Below are 18,080 nucleotides of genomic sequence, written 5' to 3'. Positions count from 1 at the left end.
CGGTTTGTTGGCGGCTTTTAGTCGCGCGCCGCGACTTCGTCGATATGCAACAGCAGGTCCGCCGGGTCGTCATACACGCGAAACGCGCCGGCGCGTTGCAGCTCTTCTTGGCCGTAGCCGCCCGAAAGTAAGCCCACGCCAAGCGCGCGTGCGCGTTGCGCGGCGAGCATGTCCCAAATGCTGTCGCCCACAACGAGCGATTGATGGATATCGACGTCTAGTTTTTCGGCGCAAGCCAAGAACAAATCGGGATCGGGCTTCGCGTGACGCACCATGTCGCGCGTGATCACCGGCACTTCGTTTGGATCGACACCCAGTGCGGAGAGATTGTGCGCAGCCGTTTGCATGCGACCGCTGGTGGCGATGCCCCAGGGAATTTTTTCCTTGGTAAGAAACGCCAGCAATTCGCGCGCGCCGGGCAGCGGACGTACCGAGCCTTGCGTGTGATGACGATTGAAGGCTTCCGCATGCCATTGCTGCAGGCGTTCCACGCGTTCGGGCGTGATATCCAGGCCGGTTTCGCGCAGCAGGATATTGGTGAACAAGCCGCCGCTCATGCCGATCTTGCGGTGAATGCTCCACACGGGCAGCACCACGCCTTCCCGATCGAGCGCTTCTTTCCACGCCAGCACATGCTGGTACACGCTATCGATCAATGTGCCGTCGAGGTCGAAAAGAAAAGCCGTGTTGGAGCGAGGCATATCGAATTCCGTGCGTAAGCGGCTAGGGTTTTCGGCGCGTCGTGCTTAATGGTTTTGCGGCAACGCGCGACCCGAATCGAGCACCGCCAACGCCGCTGCGCCGAGCAGGCCCGGTTCCGCATGCGTGATGGCGATGGTCGGTACGTGTTCCAGCGTTTCGCGGAAACGGCCTTTGGCTTCGAAGCGCTCGCGGAAACCCGCGCGCTGCAGCCACGGCATCAGAATCTTCAACACGCCGCCGGTGAGATACACGCCGTCCCAACCGCCCAGACTCAGCACGAGGTCGCCCGCCACGCTGCCGAAGATGCCGGCAAGCGTTTCCACCGTGCGCACGCATAGCGCATCGCTGCCGTCGGTGGCGCGCGCGGTGATGTCTTCGGGCGTGTATTCCTCGGCAGGCTGGCCGGCGATATCGGCCAGCGCGAGATAGAGATTCACCAGGCCGTTGCCGCAGATCATGCGTTCGTTGGACACGCGGCCGAAGCGCGCGTTGAGGCGATGCAGAATCTCCACGTCTTCTGCCGTATGCGCGGCGAAGCCGGCGTGGCCGCCTTCGGTTTCCAGCACGATCCAATGGCCGTGACGCAGCAGCAAACCGGCGACGCCCAGGCCCGTGCCGGGGCCCATCACGACGAAGGTCTGCGTGGATTTGTGATCGTGCTCGGGCGGCAGCACGCGGCCGACCGCCTGCAATTCTTCACGCAGCAGCAGCGGGATCGACATGCCCTGCGCGGCGAAATCGTTCACTAGCCGCGCGCGCTGAAAGCCGAGTTCTTCCTGCAGGCCATGCGCGGACACCTTCCACGGATTGTTGGTGATCTGCACCGTCTCGCCGTTGGCGATGCGCCCGGCGGCCGCGATGATCGCGTGCGTGGCGGTATGGCCGGTGTCGGCGAAGTATTGGCGGATGGTGTCGGCCAGCGTGTCGAAATCCTTCACGCGATAGCGCCGCACGCTGTCCATCATCAACGGCGATGCAGAGCTGGTGTCGGCGAGCGCGAAGCGAACGTTGGTGCCGCCGAGGTCGGCAAGCAGGGTCGGGGAGGCGATGGAGCGATCCATGGGGAATCCAGGCTAGCAAGCCTTACAAGACTGCCCGTTGTCGTTCGATTCGTCCAGCTTTTGAGCCCTGCTTTGCGGGCCTAATGCTCGACGATTTGTCAGAAGGCATGCCGTTTTCCTCCTAACCAAGCGGGCCGGTGCGTCGGCCCGCTTGGTCCGTTGGCGATCCACGCTGCATCAGCTTTGCTGTGTGGTGAGGGCCGTGAGCAGCGCCTGTCCGTTGGGACTGCCCAGTCCGGTGCAAGCGTCCCAGCCGGCGCCGGCCTGATAGGCGCCATTGTTGCCTTGGGTGATGTCGCGGAATGCGGACTCGCCGATCTGATAGATCGCCGCGTGCACATCGCCTACCGGTTTGCCGAGTTTCTGGTTGAGGCGCGCGATCAGTGCGGCCCAGAGCGGCGCGACCGCGCTGGTGCCGCCGATCACCTGCGACTGGCCATCGATCAGTACCTGATAACCGGTCATGGGGTCCGCATTGCCGGAGACGTCGGGCACGCCTCGTCCCGCACTGCCGCTGGGTGAGGTCGGCACCTTGGCGTTTTGCTGCCAGCTCGGCAGGCTGTATGTCGCGCTTACGCCGCCGCCTGTCGCGCCTTCGTTGCTCGCGGATTCGTTCCACACGACTTCGCTTTGGATGGTTTGGCCGCTGGAGGTCAGCGTGGTGCCGCCGCACGCCAGCGAATACGGGCTGGAGGCGGGAAAATCGACATGCGACTGACCGTCGGTCACGCCGTCCGTCGAGCCGTTATCGCCCGCTGCGACGGTGACCGTCACGCCGAGAGCTACCGCATCCTGCAAAGCGCTTTCCATCGCTGCAAGCGATTGGCTGGCCCAGCTGCTTTCGGGGCCACCCCAGCTGATGGAAATAACCGACGGCTTGTTGGTCGTGTCGTGCGCGGCTTGCGAAATCGCTTCGTAAAAACCCTGATCGGTATTGGGCGCGAAATACACCGCGATCGCTGCGCCGGGCGCGAGCGCGCCGGACACTTCGATATCCAGCAACACTTCCGCATCGGCGTCGCCGCCTGGCGTGTTTGTTCCGCCTGCGACCGAAACATCGACGACTTTGGGCGGCGTCGTAATACCCAAGCTGGAAAAATACTGCGTGAGATCGCTGCTGTTGTAACCGCCGCCCAATTCGATAATGCCGATGGATTGGCCAGTACCGTCGGTGCCGCTGGGATAGTTGTAAAGCTGTCCAAGCTGCAGCGGCGTATACGACGTATTGGGCTGCGCGCGCGGTTTGCGAAATTGCGGCGTAGCGACGGGCCGCCGATCCAAACCCAGCACCGCAATCGCTTCGGAGGGAAGCGTGGGCGCATGGCCGCAGCCGACGAAGGTGCAGCCGTTAAATTGATACTTGCCAAGCGTCACGCCGAACGCCTGTTCCAGCTGCGACGGCGTGCCGCGCAGATGCAGCACGCGACGATGCGCGTCGCAACCGGTTTCGTTGAGACCGTGCTTCTTCGCAAAACCCTGCAAACTTTCCACGTCGCTCGGATTGGCGCCGTAGTAATTGCCGAACTCGCCGCGCGGATACATAGGTGCTTTGGGCCACTCGGCGGGCGTTGGCATGGTGCTGGAGCGACGCCGCAATACAACGGTCACATCGATGGGATCGGTACTGTCGTGCGGACCCAAATATTTCATGCCTTTGGGCGTGGTCCAGTGCGGGGAACGCTGGGCGGTTTGGCTCATGACGCGACTCCTTCCTAACCTAATGGGGCGGGGGCTGCACCATCAAAGATGGCACACAAAATGTGTCGAACTCGCGCACGGGCGCGCCGTCGTTTAGTTCTCGTGCGTATTCTTAAACCTAGGGCCTGTTCGCACTATTTGCGTAGCCCGCGTTGTCGATGAGTGGCCGCCATGCGGTAGTGCGTGGCTTGGCTTGACTGGCTGTCAAGCCAAGCCGCGCGCTGCCGCATGGCGGCCACTCATCGACAACCCGTAGGGCCGGGTCTGTTTGCGCGCCATCCGGCGTCATCGCTCAGTCGTGTACGGACGTACACTCCTTCGCTCTTCCTTGGCTGGCGCGCAAACAGCTCCCGGCGCGGGCTACGCAAATAGTGCGAACAGGCCCTAGGCATCTCACGCACTGAGTCGTTCATGCGCGGCGTTTTGTGCAAGCGCCGCCTGGTCTGGCAGCGTTAGACTAGGCGGACAATTCGCTCGAGACGCGCCCATGAACTTCCCCGCCATCCGCATGCGTCGCATGCGCCGCGACGCCTTCTCCCGCGCGCTGATGCGCGAACACACGCTGTTGCCCACCGATCTGATCATGGTGGCGTTCGTGATCGAAGGCGAAGGCAAGCGCGAGCCGGTGCCGTCGATGCCGGGCGTGGAGCGTCTGTCGATCGATGGCTTGCTGGATTTGGCGGGAGAATGCGTGCGATTAGGCATTCCCGCGCTGGCGATCTTTCCGTCGCCGAATGCCTCGGCAAAAAGCGAAGACGCGGCCGAAGCATGGAATCCGCAAGGCTTGATGCAACGCGCGACGCGCGCGCTCAAAGCGAAATATCCGGAACTGGGTTTGATCGGCGACGTAGCGCTCGATCCCTACACCACGCACGGTCAGGACGGTTTGATCGACGAGCACGGTTACGTGATGAACGAGCCGACGGTCGAAGCGCTGATCAAGATGTCGCTGGCGCAAGCCGAAGCAGGCATGGATTTTGTCGCGCCGTCGGACATGATGGACGGCCGCATCGGCGCGATTCGCGAAGCGCTGGAAAACGCGGGCTATATCCATACGCGCATCCTTGCCTATTCGGCGAAATATGCGTCCGCGTTCTACGGGCCGTTCCGCGATGCGGTCGGTTCTGCGGCGAATCTCGGCAAGGGCAACAAACACACTTACCAGATGGATGTCGGCAACAGCGACGAAGCCTTGCGCGAAATCGAACTGGATATCGCCGAAGGCGCCGACGCCGTAATGGTGAAGCCCGGCCTGCCGTATCTCGATGTCTTGCGTCGCGTAAAAGATGCGTTCGGCATGCCCACGTTCGTGTATCAGGTAAGCGGCGAATACGCGATGCTGAAAGCGGCGGCGCAGAACGGTTGGCTCAACGAGCGCGCCGTGGTGCTGGAATCGCTCACCGCGTTCAAGCGCGCCGGCGCCGATGCGATTCTTACGTATTACGCCATCGACGCCGCACAGTGGTTGCGCGAGAGCTGATCGCTCCCTTTTGTTGTCGTCACGGCATTACGCGTACTGTGCGATGCCGTTTCCGAACGACCAGTTTTCTTTTGCTGTTTCCAGCAAATTGATAAACACGTCCTCCGGTCGCACGCCGGGATCGGCCGTTAGCTTTTCGGCGACGCTTCGATAGAACGCCTGCTTTTGCTCGACCGTGCGCGTGTTGTTGCAAGCGATCTGCACGATCACTAAATCGTCGCTGCGCGCGATGTCGAGATAGTTGGGGTCGTAATCGAATTCCTCGGCATCGTGTTGGTTGACCAGAATGAAGCGATCGTTTTCGGGCACGCTGAACGATTCGCGCATGGCGGCGTAGATACCGTTGCGAAGGGCTGCGATATACGCCGGCGATTTGCCGCGACGCAGAGCAATACGGACGAGAGGCATGATCGGATCTCCTTCAAGAATCGTGTTTGGCGGAGGGTTGAGAGATATGTCCAACTTGATAGACATCGATGTTTTTGTCGGCAACCTCGACCACGTTGCGCCAAAGCCGAAAACGCAGCAAGGTCCAATGCGTGGGATCGAAGGCGGTGACAGCGGCAAGAGCGCCTCGCTCAACATCCTCCTGCACGCGCGCGTGTTCCGTATCGCGTAATTCGCCCAGCGCGATGTGATGGGCGATCGGCGCGATTTCGCGCGTTGCGTACGTGGCAATGGATAGATCCGTCGCGACCTGGGCATGCCATACCGACCACGTGTTCACCACAGGCCGACCGAACGAGTCGATCACGCCGGCAAAGCCCGCGCCGCCGAGAAACGCGTTCATGCCTTCCGTGTCGCGCCAAAGATAGAAGGGCGCGTAGAGATTCTCGCGATCCTTCGCGTAAGCCGCCGTGCGATCTGCATAGAGATACGCCTTGAACGCGAGCCGCGGGAAATCGTCGGTGAGATGGCCTCGCTCGGCGATGCGTTTGCGGATGATGGCCATGTCGTAATCGGCGGGCAGAACGATGCGGTATTGCATGGTGATCATGGCGGTCGTCGTCCTCGGCATGACTTGACGACATCAGCCTAGCGAGTCAGCATGGTTCTGAAAATCGGGAATTTATGAACATATAATCCTGAAAAACAGGATCATTCCATGGGCCGCATCACCTTCGATCTGGACGTTATGCGCAGCTTTGTCACCGGCGTGGAGCTGGGCAGCTTCGCCAAGGCCGCCGACCGGCTCGGTCGCTCCACCTCCGCCGTCAGCGCGCAACTGAAAAAGCTGGAAGAGCAGGCCGGCACACCGCTTTTGCGTAAAGCCGGGCGCGGTATGGCGCTGACAGAAGCGGGTGAAGTCATGCTCGGCTACGCGCGCCGTTTGCTGGAACTCAACGACGAAGCGGTCAGCGCCGTGGGCGGCGTGCAGCTGGAAGGTCGCGTGCGGCTCGGCATGCAGGAGGACTTCGGCGAAAACGTGCTGCCCGAGGTGTTGGGCCGTTTCAAGCGCGCGCATCCGAAGTTGCGCGTCGAGGTGCATATCGCGCGCAACGCCTCGCTGATGCAATCGTTGCAATCGGGGCGTTTGGATCTTGCGCTGGCGTGGGATACCGAACCGCAAGCGCCGCATCGGCAGCACATCCGAACCCTGCCGATGCAGTGGATTGCCGCTGAGATCGACGAGACCCCTTTCGAAGCGGGCGAGCCGATACCGTTGGTGGTGTTGGATGCGCCGTGCCTGATGCGCACCGCGGCGATCGATGCATTGGATCGCGCCGGTCTCGCATGGCGCATTGCGTTCACCAGCGCGAGCCTGGCGGGAACGTGGGCGGCGGTGAAAGCGGGCTTGGGCATCAGCGTGCGCACGCCGCTAGGTCTCCCCGCCGAATTGCGTGCGTTGGAAGCGAAGCAAGCGCACTTGCCTGGATTGCCAAAACTTGGGCTCGCGCTTTATCGCGGTGAGGCCGAATCCTCGCCCGCCGTGACGCGTCTCGCCGAATTGATCGTGCAAAGCATTAAAGCTTAGGCGCGAAATTCGCCGAAAGCGCGCGGCTTCAGTTACCCGAAGGCGGCGTCAGTTTGATTTCGTAAATCAGCGGCCAGCGTTTGCCGGTGACAAACAGGCGATCGTGCTTGGCGTCGTAGGCGATGCCGTTGAGCACATCGTTGCTCGGGTCCTGCAATTGGTCCTGCGCGGGCCCGAGTCCCCTGAGATTGATTACGCCCGTCACCTTTCCATTGGTCGGATCGATCTGCACGATGTTGTGGGTGAGCCACACGTTGGCGTAGATCGATCCTTTCACCCATTCCAGCTCGTTGATATTGACGAGCGGTCGACCTTCCACCGTGACATCGATCTTGCCGACTTGTTTGAGCGTCTCCGGATCGAGCACGCGAATCGTCGGCGTGCCATCGCTCATGTAGATGTGCTGGCTATCTTCGGTCAGCGCCCAGCCTTCGCCGGGATACTTGAATTCGCCGATGCGCTTGAAGCTGTGCAGGTCGTAGATATAACCGTGTTGCTGTTGCCACGTCAGCTCGATCAGCTTGTTTTTCCACGCGACGATGCCCTCGCCATAATCCGGCGGCGGAATGTCGATCTTCTGCAGCACCTTGCCGGTCTCCATGTCGACTTTACGGACTGTCGATTCGCCCTCCGTGCCGGTTCCCTCGTAGAAGTAACCGTTGAGGTAGAAAAAGCCCTCGGTGTACGCGCTGGTGTCGTGCGGATAGGTACGCACCACTTTGTAGCCGTAAATCGGTATGCCGGCGTTTTGCGCAAACGCAGGGCCGACCAGACACAGCGCAAGCAGGGCGAGCAATCGGGTGGTGGGCGTTTTCATAGGTCGGATCATCCCATGTCCGACCGGCCTTCGTCAGCCGCACGGTTTTACGTTCTGGTTCGTCATTGCGTGAAATAATCGAGCCGGAAGCCCCGAGGGAGTAAGCGTGGACAGTCATCATTTCCTGCAAACGGCGGTTATTTTCCTGCTGGCGACCGTGATCGCGGTGCCGCTAACCAAGCGCTTTCGCCTTGGCGCCGTGCTGGGTTATCTGATTGCGGGCATTGTCATCGGCCCGGCGGAACTGCATCTGATCGCCAATCCGCAAGGCGCGAGCGATATTTCCGAATTCGGCGTGGTGCTGATGCTGTTCGTGATCGGCCTGGAGCTATCGCCGCAACGCTTGTGGGTGATGCGTCGCGCTGTGTTCGGTGCGGGCTTGACGCAGGTGCTGACCTGCGGTCTTGTCATCGGCGCGATCGCGCATCTGGCGTTCGGCTTTTCGGCAAGCGCATCGGTCATTGTGGGCGGAAGCCTGGCGTTGTCGTCCACGGCGTTCGGTCTGCAGATTCTTACCGAGCGTAAAGAAGCCTCGACGGCTTACGGTCGGCAATCGTTCGCGATCTTGCTGTTTCAGGATCTCGCTGCGATTCCCCTGATCGCGGCAATCCCATTATTGGCCACCAACTCGACCCATCCCGGCATCGATCCGCTCGCCGCGCTGCGCACGATTGCGCTGGTCGCCGTGGTGATTGTGGGTGGTCGCTATCTGCTGCGTCCGGTGTTTCGTTTTGTGGCGCGCGCCGACTCGGTGGAAGTGTCGACGGCGACAGCTTTGCTGGCCGTTATGGGAACCGCGTTGTTGATGGAAGAACTCAACGCACCGGTAACGCTCGGCGCGTTTGCCGCGGGCGTGCTGCTGGCGGATTCGGAATACCGCCACGAACTGGAGTCGAACATTGAGCCGTTCAAAGGCTTGCTGCTCGGTCTGTTCTTTATCAGCGTCGGCATGTCGATGCGTATCGATCTGCTGCTGCAGATGCCGTTGCTTGTGCTGGGGATTACCGTTGCGTTGTTGCTGGTGAAGGGCGCGCTGCTGTGGCCGCTCGGACTCACAATGGGAAAACTTCATCGCATCGATGCACTGCGTCTGGCGATCCTTCTGGCGAGCGGCGGCGAATTTGCGTTTGTAGTGTTGCGTCAGGCAACCGATCGCGGATTGCTCGCCGAGCAGGCAGGCGCAGTGTTGGTGCTGGCGATCACGTTGTCGATGGCGCTGACGCCGTTGCTGGTCACCGTCGCCGGCAAAGCGATCGGCGCCAAGAAAAAAGCGGCGCCGAAACGACCCTTCGACACCATTACAGTGGATCATCCGCGCGTCATCATCGCCGGTTATGGGCGCATGGGTCAGATCGTCGCGCGCGTCTTGCGCACACGCAAAATACCATTCGTGGCGCTGGATCACTCCGTCGAGCAACTGGATTTGGTGCAGCGATTCGGCAACAGCGGCGATATTTTCTACGGCGATCCCGCGCGTCCGGAACTGTTGCGCGCCGCGCAGGCGGACAAGGCGGAAGTGTTTGTGCTTGCCACCGACGATGCCGAATCGAGCTTGCGCGTGGCGCGCGTGGTGCGTCGTCAATATCCGCATCTCAAAATCGTGGCGCGCGCCCGCAATCGTCAGCATGTGTGGCGCATGATGGATCTCGGTATCGAAGAGCCGGTGCGAGAGACGTTTTTCTCAAGCCTCAAAATGACGCGCAAAACGTTGGAGTCGCTGGGCATCAGCCCGGACGAAGCGGCCGCGGAAGTGGAGCGCTTCCGGCATCGCGATGTCGAACTGCTCAAGCTTCAATATCTCGTGTATGACGACGAGGCGAAATTGGTGCAAACAACGCGTGAAGCGAGTGAGGATCTGGACAAATTGTTCGAGGCCGACGCGGACGAACAAGCCTTGCCGACGCAGGAAAAAGGCCCGGATGCGGATACGCCGCTGATCGGCGAGCGCTAGAAAGCGAAACTCTATGGTCGTCGTCAAAACGCAAGTTTCCCGCAACCGGTTGCACGCATAATCGGCATCGCCGCCCATGAAGGCGCGACAAATGCGTGTTGCGCCGTTTGCATGTCGATGCCCATACAGCCACTTGTCATTCGTTTTGGCCGCCTTGGCGATACCTTGCTGTTGCAACCCTTGTTGCGTCGTTTACACGCACGCTACGGCGAACCATGTTGTTTGCTAACGACCGGCCATTCCGCGTCTGAGCTGTATCGCGGGCAGGCCGATGTCGCCCAAGTGATGGCGCTCGGGTCGCGTCATCGTCCGTTGCCACTGAATCCAGAGCAATGGCGCGCGGTGTTTGCATTGCGCCACAAGCAGCGTGTTCCCGTGTACGTATGCGAGCCGCAACAGCAATCGCTGAAGCGCATTCGCTTGCTGCTGCGATTGGCCGGCATCCCGGAAGGCGATTGCGTGTTTCTCAACGATATTCCGCTCGCAGCTGGCGATCACTGGATAGAACATTTGCTGCAACTTGCGGACGCCACGCCGCCGGCGTTTCGCGAACGCTTTGAAGATGTCGTGTGCGACACGAGCGCCGTGCCCGAATTTTCCCTCAGCTTCGAAGAGCGCCTGGAGTGCCACCAATGGTTGGCCCGGCAAGGCCTTTCGGGTCATCCGCTGGTGCTGTTGCAAGCACCGAACCGACGCACGATGCGATGGAATGGCGTGCGCAAGGCCTGCGACGACGACAAATCGTGGCCGATGCAACATTGGATGATGGTCATCGCGGCGATTCAGGCGCGTTTGCCAGACGCACGCATTTTGCTGTGCGGCGCGCCGGCGGAACACGCGTATCTGGAAAGCATTCGCGCAACCGTGACGCATCCCTACGTGCATGTTGTCGCCAAGGATTTGTCGTTATCACGACTGAAAGTGCTGGCCACGATCGCGCACAGCATGATCTCCGTCGATACCGGGCCCGCGCATATCGCCGCGGCGATGGGCTGTCCGTTGGTGGTGATGTTCGGCGCCGTGTCGCCGAAACATTGGCAGCCGCGCAGCCCCTCGTTCGAATCGGTGCGTGTGTTGCGCGGTCCGCCTGCGAGTCGACGCGTCGACGCCATTACGCCGGAGCGGGTGATCGAAGCGTGGAAAGCATTGCCGACGCGGGAAGCCGCGGCGACGAGCGCGGGTGCGAATTCCGCGCTCGTCTAAGCCGAAAAATGCTCGGCGCGGATTACTGATCCGACGCGGGCTGCCGCAAGGTTTGCCGAACGCTAGGAATCACGCTCGCGCGTGCGGCGAGTTCGTGCGCGATATCGATCAGTCCTAGATGGCGCGCGACATCCGCCGCCGTGCGACCGAAATTGTCCGCCGCGTTCCGATCCGCACCGCGCGCGAGCAGGATGCGTGCGGGCGGAAGCAACGCATGCATCGCGCAGGCATGCAGCGCGGTGACGCCGCGCTGATCGGCGTGTTCGATACGCGCGCCGGCGTCCACCAGCACGGGCAGCAAGGCGCCGATATGCGTGGCGTCGCAGGCGCTGCCGGGGCGCAGATGCGCGCCGAGCAACAACAACAACGGCGTTTTGCCTTCGTTGTCGGCGAGATTGGCATCGGCGCCGCGCTTGAGCAGCACGTCGAATAGACGGCGCGCGCGCAAGCTGTCGTTCTGCTCGAATCCAAATTGCGAGGCGGCGTGCAGCGCGCTGTGTTTTTGCGCATCGACCGCGTTTGCATCGGCGCCTGCATCGAGCAGTTGCTCGGCGATCTCGGGATAGCCTTGCACCGCGGCGATCATCAACGCGGTGGCGTCGTTCGGCAGGCGTTGATCCGCGGCAGCGCCGTGTTCGAGCAGCAACGCCACCAAGGCTTCGCGACGTGCGGCTACCGCGGCGGCCAGCGGCGTCATGCCGTTGTTGGCGCTCGCTGCAACGTCTGCGCCTGCGTCGATCAAGATGGCGGCGACATCGCGATGGCCGGCGCCGCAGGCGTGTAGCAGCGCCGTGGCGCCCTGCGCATCGCGCGTATCCACAGGAAAACCGAGTTCCAGCAGGCGACGTACCGCCGTGTCTGCGCCATGCGTTGCGGCGTGAATCAGATCGTCGGCGCGTAGCGGACGGCGCGGACGCTGCCAATCGTTCCAATTGAGCCAGCGTTCCAGTTCCGGGTGTTCCAACGCCAAACCGAGCGGTGTTTCGCCGTTGACGTCCACCGCTTCGGCATCGGCGCCGTGCGCGGCGAGCGCGCGCACCAACGGCAACGCGTTCGCGCCGTGTTCGAGTGCGGTGAGCAGCGGCGTGCGACCGCTGGCGTCTCGGCAATTCGGATTGCAGCCGCGCGCGAGCAACGCTTGCAAGACGGCGATCTGGCCGTTGGCGGCAGCCAAGTGCAGCGGCGTGCGTTCGCGTTCGCCGGCGCCGAACGGATCGGCGCCGCGTTCGAGCATGGCGAGCGGAAGCGTCGACGATGGGTGCTGCAAACGGCTCAGTGTTTGCGCAAGCAGATTGGCGCCGGCGGGGCTGGCGCCGGCATCGAGCAGATCTTCGATCGCTGTGGCGCTTTCGGGTAACTTCGGCAGCAACGCATCGAACAGTCGACGACCGAGCGGCGGCAAGGTGGGATGTTCGCTTTCGAGTTCGTCGACCAGCTGCGGTTGCAAGCGCGCTTCGGCTTGCAGGCCGTGATCGAGCAACCAGCGACGCGCCGTGTGCAATTCGGGTTCGGTCAAATCCAGATACAACTGCGCGAGTTCGGATTGCGACCAATCGCGCACGCGCGTCGCAAAACTGGACACGATGGCCCAATGACCGAAGCGCAACGCGTCCAACAAATGCGCCGGCGTGTCAGCGCCTTCGGAAATGGCGTCGAGATCGAGACTCGCCGGCAGCGGCGTGTCCGGATCGAGCAACGCAACCAGATCCCAGCGTCCGCTGGCGGCGGCGTGATCGAGTGCGCTGCGGCCGTCCGTGCCGGGCGCTTTGGGTTCTGCGCCCAGCGCGAGCAGCGCGCGCACGGTTTCGACTTGCGCCTGTGGCGACTGGCAGGCGAGCGTCAACGCATCGCGACCGTGCTTGTCGCGCGCACGCGCGTCTGCCTGTGCGTCAGCGAGCAACGCCACCACGCCGACCGCGCCCGCGCGTGCGGCTTCCATCAAAGCGGTGCTGCCGTGATGGTCGGTGAGATTCACATCGGCGTGCGCAGTGCACAGCGCGCGAGCAATGTTTTCGTGACCTTCGGCGGCGGCGGCCATCAGCGGACTGCGCTGCCGCGCGTCGACGGCGTTCACCGCGGCGCGATGCTTCAGCAGCATCTTCACGCCGGTGATGTCGTCGTCGGCAATGCCGGCGGCTGCCACCAAGGCCGGTTCGCCGCCGGCCGGAAAAGCCTTCGCGCCGCGTTCGAGCAGAAACTGCACCAATGGCCAATTCGCCGCGCGGCAGGCGATCGAGAGCGGACTTGCGCCGGCGCTGTTGAGCGCGTCGACGGTCGCGCCGGCATCGAGCAGCATCGCCGCGATGGTGGCATCGCCGCTGAGCACGGCGCCGTGCAACGCGGTGTTGCCGTCGCTGTCCGTGACGCGGGTATTGGCGCCATTGGCGAGCAGGGTCATAACCGCATCGGGACGGCCGTGCCAGCTGTCGCGCGTGGCGGCCAGCAACGGCGTGATGCCGCCGCTGGCGCGATTTACGTCGGCGCCTTTGGCGATCAATGCGCGCAGCAGGCGCGTGTCTGGCAGCAGCGCAGCGAGCATCAATACCGGACGTTGATCGCGATCGCCGGTCGCGGGCGCAGTATTCGGATCGGCGCCGGCTTCGACCAGCGCCAGCGCGCGCGCGATATCGCCCGTGCGTGTGGCGGCGAGCAGCGCCTGTGCTTGTTCGGGCGTGCCGGCGATGCGCTCTTGTTCGGTCAACGGCGCTGGTGCACTGAAGACGGGTTCTACCTTTTCATCGCGCGGGGATTCCTGGCGACGCGGGCGACGGCTCTCGCACAACATCACGCGCAGCGTGCGGTTAGCGATGATCAAGCTTCCCAGCGGCATCAGCACCACGGCATAGAGCACCAAAGCGGCCGTGCGCAATTCCGAAGGCAGCACACCATACAGTCCGCTCAGCGCGATCGCCGCGAACGACAAAATCAGCAAGGACAGCGCGCTAGGCAAAAAATGGCTGAAAAAATGTTCTTCGCGCGACAGATGTCGACCGAACGCGATGCTGCGCGCGGTCGCCGTAAACAACCAGGAGCCTTCGCCCTGACCGTGCGCCGGATACGCATCGTCCCACACATAGACGAGCGCAAACGCCGGCCACAGTCGCCACAACACCATCAAGGCGACGACCAAGGCGGCGGCAAGCATCAAGCTTCCGCCCAACGTGGGCTGTTGCGTGAGCCGCAGCATCGGCCACGCGATCAGCAGAAAAACCAGCGCGGCGTAGCAGGTGAGCATCGCCAGGTGCGCCATCCCGCGTCGCGCCACGGTGCGGAAAAAATCCGGCTCCGGGTCGAATCCGATGGCGTGGCATACCGCGGCCATCGTCAGCGTGTTGGCCAGCAGCAGCGGAATCAACGCAAGCGGATGCGCGCCGATGGCGGCGATGCCGGCGGTAATCAGCCCTGGAAGAAACCAGACGAGTGAGATGAATGCAGACGAAGACGGGCGCGATTTGATAGGTGGCATGTCGGGAGTATAGGAACCAGCAACGCGTGAGACGGTAATCACTTGTTAACGACCATCGTGCCGATGGTCATTCGTCCTGGCGCAACGTCGGTTCCTGCGAGGTGGGCGGCGCCGCGAGCGTTTCCTGCGGCGGCAGCTGCAGATGCCAGCCTTGCTCGCGCAGATGATCCATCACTACATCGGTGCTTTCGTGCGGCAGTCGGCGTTCCGCATGCAGTTCCACCTCCAGCACGAAACGCAAATCGCCGAGCATCAGCGCGAGCGAGGGCGGTACGGCGTCGAAGTGATCTTTGCGATCCAACCACAAATAGGTATCGGCCTTGCGCTGGCTGGCGTAGACGAAACAATGCATAGCGATGCCCGCGGAAAGTCCGTTAAACGGAAAGGTTAGCAGCACCCGTCGCCAGCGTGGTCACGGAAGCGCGAAGGCCGTGTGTGCTGAACGACCGTGCGCGTTTGGGTTTCGGTTTTTTCCGATGCTCAGGCGCGATGTGCGCCGACTAGACCATGGATGAGGCTGTCCGGATGCGCGGATGCTGCAACCGCACTTGCATGCCCGGGCCCGAGCCGGCAGAGTGCCCGCCAGGGGTATCAAACGCGCGTATGAATTTTCAGGATCGCCGGGCCCCCGCTACGTCCCGAGCCGCAGGGTGCCGAGCCTTGCGACAAAACCCGGCCAGCATGGCATGGCCGTAATCGTCATCAAAATAAAAGCAGGAGCATGCGATGCACACGTTCTTCCATAACACCGCCCGTGGTGGCCGTTCGTTTGCCTTGGCTGCGTTGGGTCTGGCCATCGCCGGTGCCCTGGTTGCACCGCAGCAGGCCCACGCCAGCGCTTTCCAATTGAAAGAAGACAGCGCGCAAGCCATGGGCCGCGCTTATGCCGGTTCCGCGACCGCGGGCGGCGACGTTTCCGTGGTGATTAACAACCCGGCCGCGATGAGCGATCTCGACGGCACCTATGTGCAGGCCGACATCACCGCGATCAATTTCAGCGCCAAGTTCACGGGCACCGCGACCGATGCGCTGGGCCGCCCGATCAGTGGTGGCAACGGCGGCGACGCCGGCACCACGCTGCCTGTGCCGGCGTTCGCGCTGTCGACCAAGATCAACGACCGTATCAACCTCGGCTTTGCGCTCGACGTTCCGTTCGGTTTCCAGACCCAGTACGACAGCAACTGGATGGGCCGCTACAACGCAATCAAGACCTCGCTGCGCTCGTACGACACGATGTTCTCCGGCTCGTTCAAGATCAACGACCAGTGGAGCGTCGGCGGCAGCTTGATCGCCGAACGCACCAATGCCGACCTGACCAACGCGATCAACTTCAACGCTGTCGGCCTGAGCGTGCAGCAGGGCATCGCGGCGCAGACGCAGGCGGCGATCGCGCAGATCCAGGCCGCGGCAGCGGCAGGACAGATTCCTCCGGCGCAGGCTGCCGCGATGATTCAAGCCGCCGCAGCGCAGGCCCAGACGGCGGCAGCCGGTGTGGCTGCGCTCACGCCGGTGGGTGGCGACGGTTACGGCGAGGTCAAGGGCAATAACTGGGCGTGGGGCTGGCAGGTCGGCACGTACTGGAAGGCGACCGCGAAAGACCGCCTGGCGTTGGACTACCGTTCGCGCATCACGCATGACATCAAAGGCACCGCAAACTTCACCACCACGGAAGGCTACGACCTTCTGCTGAGCAACCCGGCGTTGGCCGGCAGCCTGCCGCCGTTCCAGCACACCACCGGCACTGCTCGCCTCACCAATCCGGCCGTTGCTGCATTTAGCTATTGGCACCAGGAAGACAAGTGGGGCTTCGGTGCGGATCTGGCCTGGACGCAGTGGAGCCTGATGCGCGAGCTCACGCTGAACTACGGCAACTCGCAGCCGACCACCGTTCTGCCGTTCAATTGGCGCAACACGTTCTACGTGTCGGTGGGCGGCGAGTACTACGCCACCGACAAGCTGACCATTCGCGGCGGCTTGGCGGCCGATCAGGCGCCGATGAACGCGGGCAACCGCGATCCGCGCGTGCCCGACGGTGCGCGTCACACGGTCGCGGTCGGCCTCGGTTACAAGGCATCCGATCGCCTGGAGTTCGACGCTTCGTATGAGCACATCTTTGTGGCTCACGCGGGCATGAACGGTTCTGTCAGTGCGACCGACGACACGCTGGTCGGCAGCTTCGACGACTACGGCAACCTGCTCAGCCTGTCGGTGCAGTACAAGTTCTGATCGCGTCGCGACCAGACGTTCGTAAACGAAAACTCCCCGCGCGAGCGGGGAGTTTTTTTATGAGCGATGCTCTCAGCGGGGTCAGCCGCGACGCAGCAGAATTTCCAGCAGCTGCTTGAAGAGTTTGCCGTAAGGTGGATTGAGCAAGCCGGCCGCGTTGAAGCGCGCCTGACGGAACACGGGCTTCATATGCGAGAACGTGCGGAAGCCTGCTTCACCGTGATACCCGCCGATGCCCGATGGCCCCACGCCGCCGAACGGCAGACGATGCTGGGCGATGTGATAGAGCGTGTCGTTGAGCGAAACGCCGCCGGCATGCGTGCGAGCGAGCACGTGGTCGATGCGCGTTTGATCCTGCTCGAACAAGTACAGCGCGAGCGGACGCGGATGGCTGGCGATATAGTCGATCGCCTGATCGAGCGTGTCGTACGGCACCAGCGGCAGCAGCGGTCCGAAGATCTCTTGCTGCATCACCGGCATGTCTTCGCGCACGTCAGTCAACAACACTGGCGTAAGCAATCGTTGCTCGGCGCGATCCGGCGCATCGTCGAGCGGTTCGCTACGTGCGCCGTCACGCACGGCGCCGTCGCGCAACTCGACCAGACGGCGATAGTGCCGATCGGTCGCGATGCTGGCGTACTGCATGTTGTTGGCGAAATCCGGATAGAGCCGCGCGGCGATCTCACGCGCCGCGGAAGCGAAGCGTGCGACATCCGCGCGCGGCAGCAATACATAGTCGGGCGCGATGCACGTTTGTCCGGCGTTGACCAGCTTGCCGAACACGATGCGTTCCACTGCGTGGTCGAAGCGCGCGTCCGGGCCGATCAGCGCCGGCGATTTGCCGCCCAATTCCAGCGTGACCGGCGTGAGGTTCGCGGATGCGGAGCGCATCACGTGATACCCCACCTCGGTCGAACCGGTAAACAGCAGATGATCGAACGGCAATCCGGCGAAGGCTTGTCCCACCGACGCATCGCCGGTGACGACGACAACTTCGTCCGGCTGAAAATGTCGCGCGACGAGTTCGGCGAACAGCTGCGAAAACCGCGGCGTGTATTCGCTCATCTTCACCATCACGCGATTGCCCGCCACCAGCGCGTCCACCAGCGGACCGACGGAGAGAAACAGCGGGTAGTTCCACGGCACGATGATGCCGACCACGCCCAGCGGCTGCGGACGCAATTCCGTGCTGGCAGGAAGAAACGCTAGGCTTGCCAAACCACGCTTGGGTTTCATCCAGCGCTTGCCGTGGCGCAGCGCGTGGCGAATCGCCGAGAGGCTGGGAAACACTTCCAGCATGTCGGTTTCTTCGCGCGGTCGGCTGCCGAAATCCGCGTGAATGGCGGCGGCCATTTCATCGCGATGCGAGCGCACCACGGCATCCAAGGCGCGCAGGCGCCGCGCGCGCGTCGACCAGTCAGGCCACGGATCGCGCGCCTGCAGCGTGCGCAGGCGTTGGAGTTCGGTCGGCAAATCGAGACGGTCGGGTTGATTCATGGTG

The 18,080-nt window shown here is 62.6% G+C and carries 14 protein-coding genes; 5 read left to right on the top strand and 9 right to left on the bottom strand.

The features are described from left to right. Positions 1-17: 17 nt before the first annotated feature. The 3 genes from L0U79_RS01020 to L0U79_RS01010 all read right to left on the bottom strand — a co-directional run bounded on the left by L0U79_RS01020 (position 18) and on the right by L0U79_RS01010 (position 3,461). The gene (locus L0U79_RS01020) at positions 18-701 is read right to left on the bottom strand and encodes an HAD family hydrolase (RefSeq protein ID WP_233840021.1); all 684 of its coding nucleotides are present in this window, start codon (positions 699-701) and stop codon (positions 18-20) included. A 45-nt stretch (positions 702-746) separates the two neighbouring features. Further along, positions 747-1,763, bottom strand: a complete 1,017-nt coding sequence (gene glk / locus L0U79_RS01015) for a glucokinase (RefSeq protein ID WP_233840020.1) — start codon at positions 1,761-1,763, stop codon at positions 747-749. 177 nt (positions 1,764-1,940) lie between these two features. Then, positions 1,941-3,461 (bottom strand): S53 family peptidase, encoded by a 1,521-nt coding sequence (locus tag L0U79_RS01010; protein WP_233840019.1) that lies wholly within the window; start codon positions 3,459-3,461, stop codon positions 1,941-1,943. A 487-nt stretch (positions 3,462-3,948) separates the two neighbouring features. Here L0U79_RS01010 and hemB point away from each other — a divergent pair, with 487 nt between their 5' ends. Beyond that, complete coding sequence (gene hemB / locus L0U79_RS01005; RefSeq protein WP_233840018.1) at positions 3,949-4,941, top strand: porphobilinogen synthase; 993 nt, start codon at positions 3,949-3,951, stop codon at positions 4,939-4,941. 27 nt (positions 4,942-4,968) lie between these two features. On the opposite strand, the gene L0U79_RS01000 is transcribed toward hemB, so the two are convergent. After that, a complete protein-coding gene (locus tag L0U79_RS01000; RefSeq protein WP_233840017.1) occupies positions 4,969-5,349 on the bottom strand; it encodes a tautomerase family protein in 381 nt (126 codons plus the stop codon). 13 nt (positions 5,350-5,362) lie between these two features. Next, positions 5,363-5,938 carry a DUF4865 family protein gene (locus tag L0U79_RS00995; RefSeq protein WP_233840016.1) on the bottom strand — a complete coding sequence of 192 codons (576 nt, stop codon included), beginning with the start codon at positions 5,936-5,938 and terminating at the stop codon, positions 5,363-5,365. A gap of 108 nt (positions 5,939-6,046) precedes the next feature. On the opposite strand from L0U79_RS00995, the gene L0U79_RS00990 reads away from it, so the two are divergent. After that, a complete protein-coding gene (locus L0U79_RS00990) occupies positions 6,047-6,916 on the top strand; it encodes a LysR substrate-binding domain-containing protein (protein WP_233840015.1) in 870 nt (289 codons plus the stop codon). Between the two features lie 28 nt (positions 6,917-6,944). Here the strand turns inward: L0U79_RS00990 and L0U79_RS00985 are convergent, their stop codons facing one another. Next, positions 6,945-7,733, bottom strand: a complete 789-nt coding sequence (locus L0U79_RS00985) for a glutaminyl-peptide cyclotransferase (protein WP_233840014.1) — start codon at positions 7,731-7,733, stop codon at positions 6,945-6,947. A 106-nt stretch (positions 7,734-7,839) separates the two neighbouring features. Here L0U79_RS00985 and L0U79_RS00980 point away from each other — a divergent pair, with 106 nt between their 5' ends. Next, a complete protein-coding gene (locus tag L0U79_RS00980; RefSeq protein WP_233840013.1) occupies positions 7,840-9,684 on the top strand; it encodes a monovalent cation:proton antiporter-2 (CPA2) family protein in 1,845 nt (614 codons plus the stop codon). Positions 9,685-9,801: 117 nt separating this feature from the next. After that, positions 9,802-10,887 carry a glycosyltransferase family 9 protein gene (locus tag L0U79_RS00975; RefSeq protein WP_233840012.1) on the top strand — a complete coding sequence of 362 codons (1,086 nt, stop codon included), beginning with the start codon at positions 9,802-9,804 and terminating at the stop codon, positions 10,885-10,887. 22 nt (positions 10,888-10,909) lie between these two features. Here L0U79_RS00975 and L0U79_RS00970 read toward each other — a convergent pair whose 3' ends face one another. Together L0U79_RS00970 and L0U79_RS00965 are read right to left on the bottom strand one after the other, a co-directional pair. After that, positions 10,910-14,353: an ankyrin repeat domain-containing protein gene (locus L0U79_RS00970; protein WP_233840011.1), complete on the bottom strand. Its 3,444-nt coding sequence runs from the start codon at positions 14,351-14,353 to the stop codon at positions 10,910-10,912. A gap of 67 nt (positions 14,354-14,420) precedes the next feature. Beyond that, positions 14,421-14,705: a YcgL domain-containing protein gene (locus L0U79_RS00965; RefSeq protein ID WP_233840010.1), complete on the bottom strand. Its 285-nt coding sequence runs from the start codon at positions 14,703-14,705 to the stop codon at positions 14,421-14,423. 374 nt (positions 14,706-15,079) lie between these two features. On the opposite strand from L0U79_RS00965, the gene L0U79_RS00960 reads away from it, so the two are divergent. Beyond that, positions 15,080-16,579: an outer membrane protein transport protein gene (locus L0U79_RS00960; protein WP_233840009.1), complete on the top strand. Its 1,500-nt coding sequence runs from the start codon at positions 15,080-15,082 to the stop codon at positions 16,577-16,579. 81 nt (positions 16,580-16,660) lie between these two features. Here L0U79_RS00960 and L0U79_RS00955 read toward each other — a convergent pair whose 3' ends face one another. Next, the gene (locus tag L0U79_RS00955; RefSeq protein ID WP_233840008.1) at positions 16,661-18,076 is read right to left on the bottom strand and encodes a coniferyl aldehyde dehydrogenase; all 1,416 of its coding nucleotides are present in this window, start codon (positions 18,074-18,076) and stop codon (positions 16,661-16,663) included. Between the last annotated feature and the right edge of the window lie 4 nt (positions 18,077-18,080).

This window comes from Dyella sp. 2HG41-7, from assembly GCF_021390675.1.
Taxonomy (GTDB): domain Bacteria; phylum Pseudomonadota; class Gammaproteobacteria; order Xanthomonadales; family Rhodanobacteraceae; genus Dyella_B.
The sequence above is the reverse complement of the archived record's forward strand: the minus strand, read 5'-3'. Positions and strand labels throughout refer to the sequence as shown.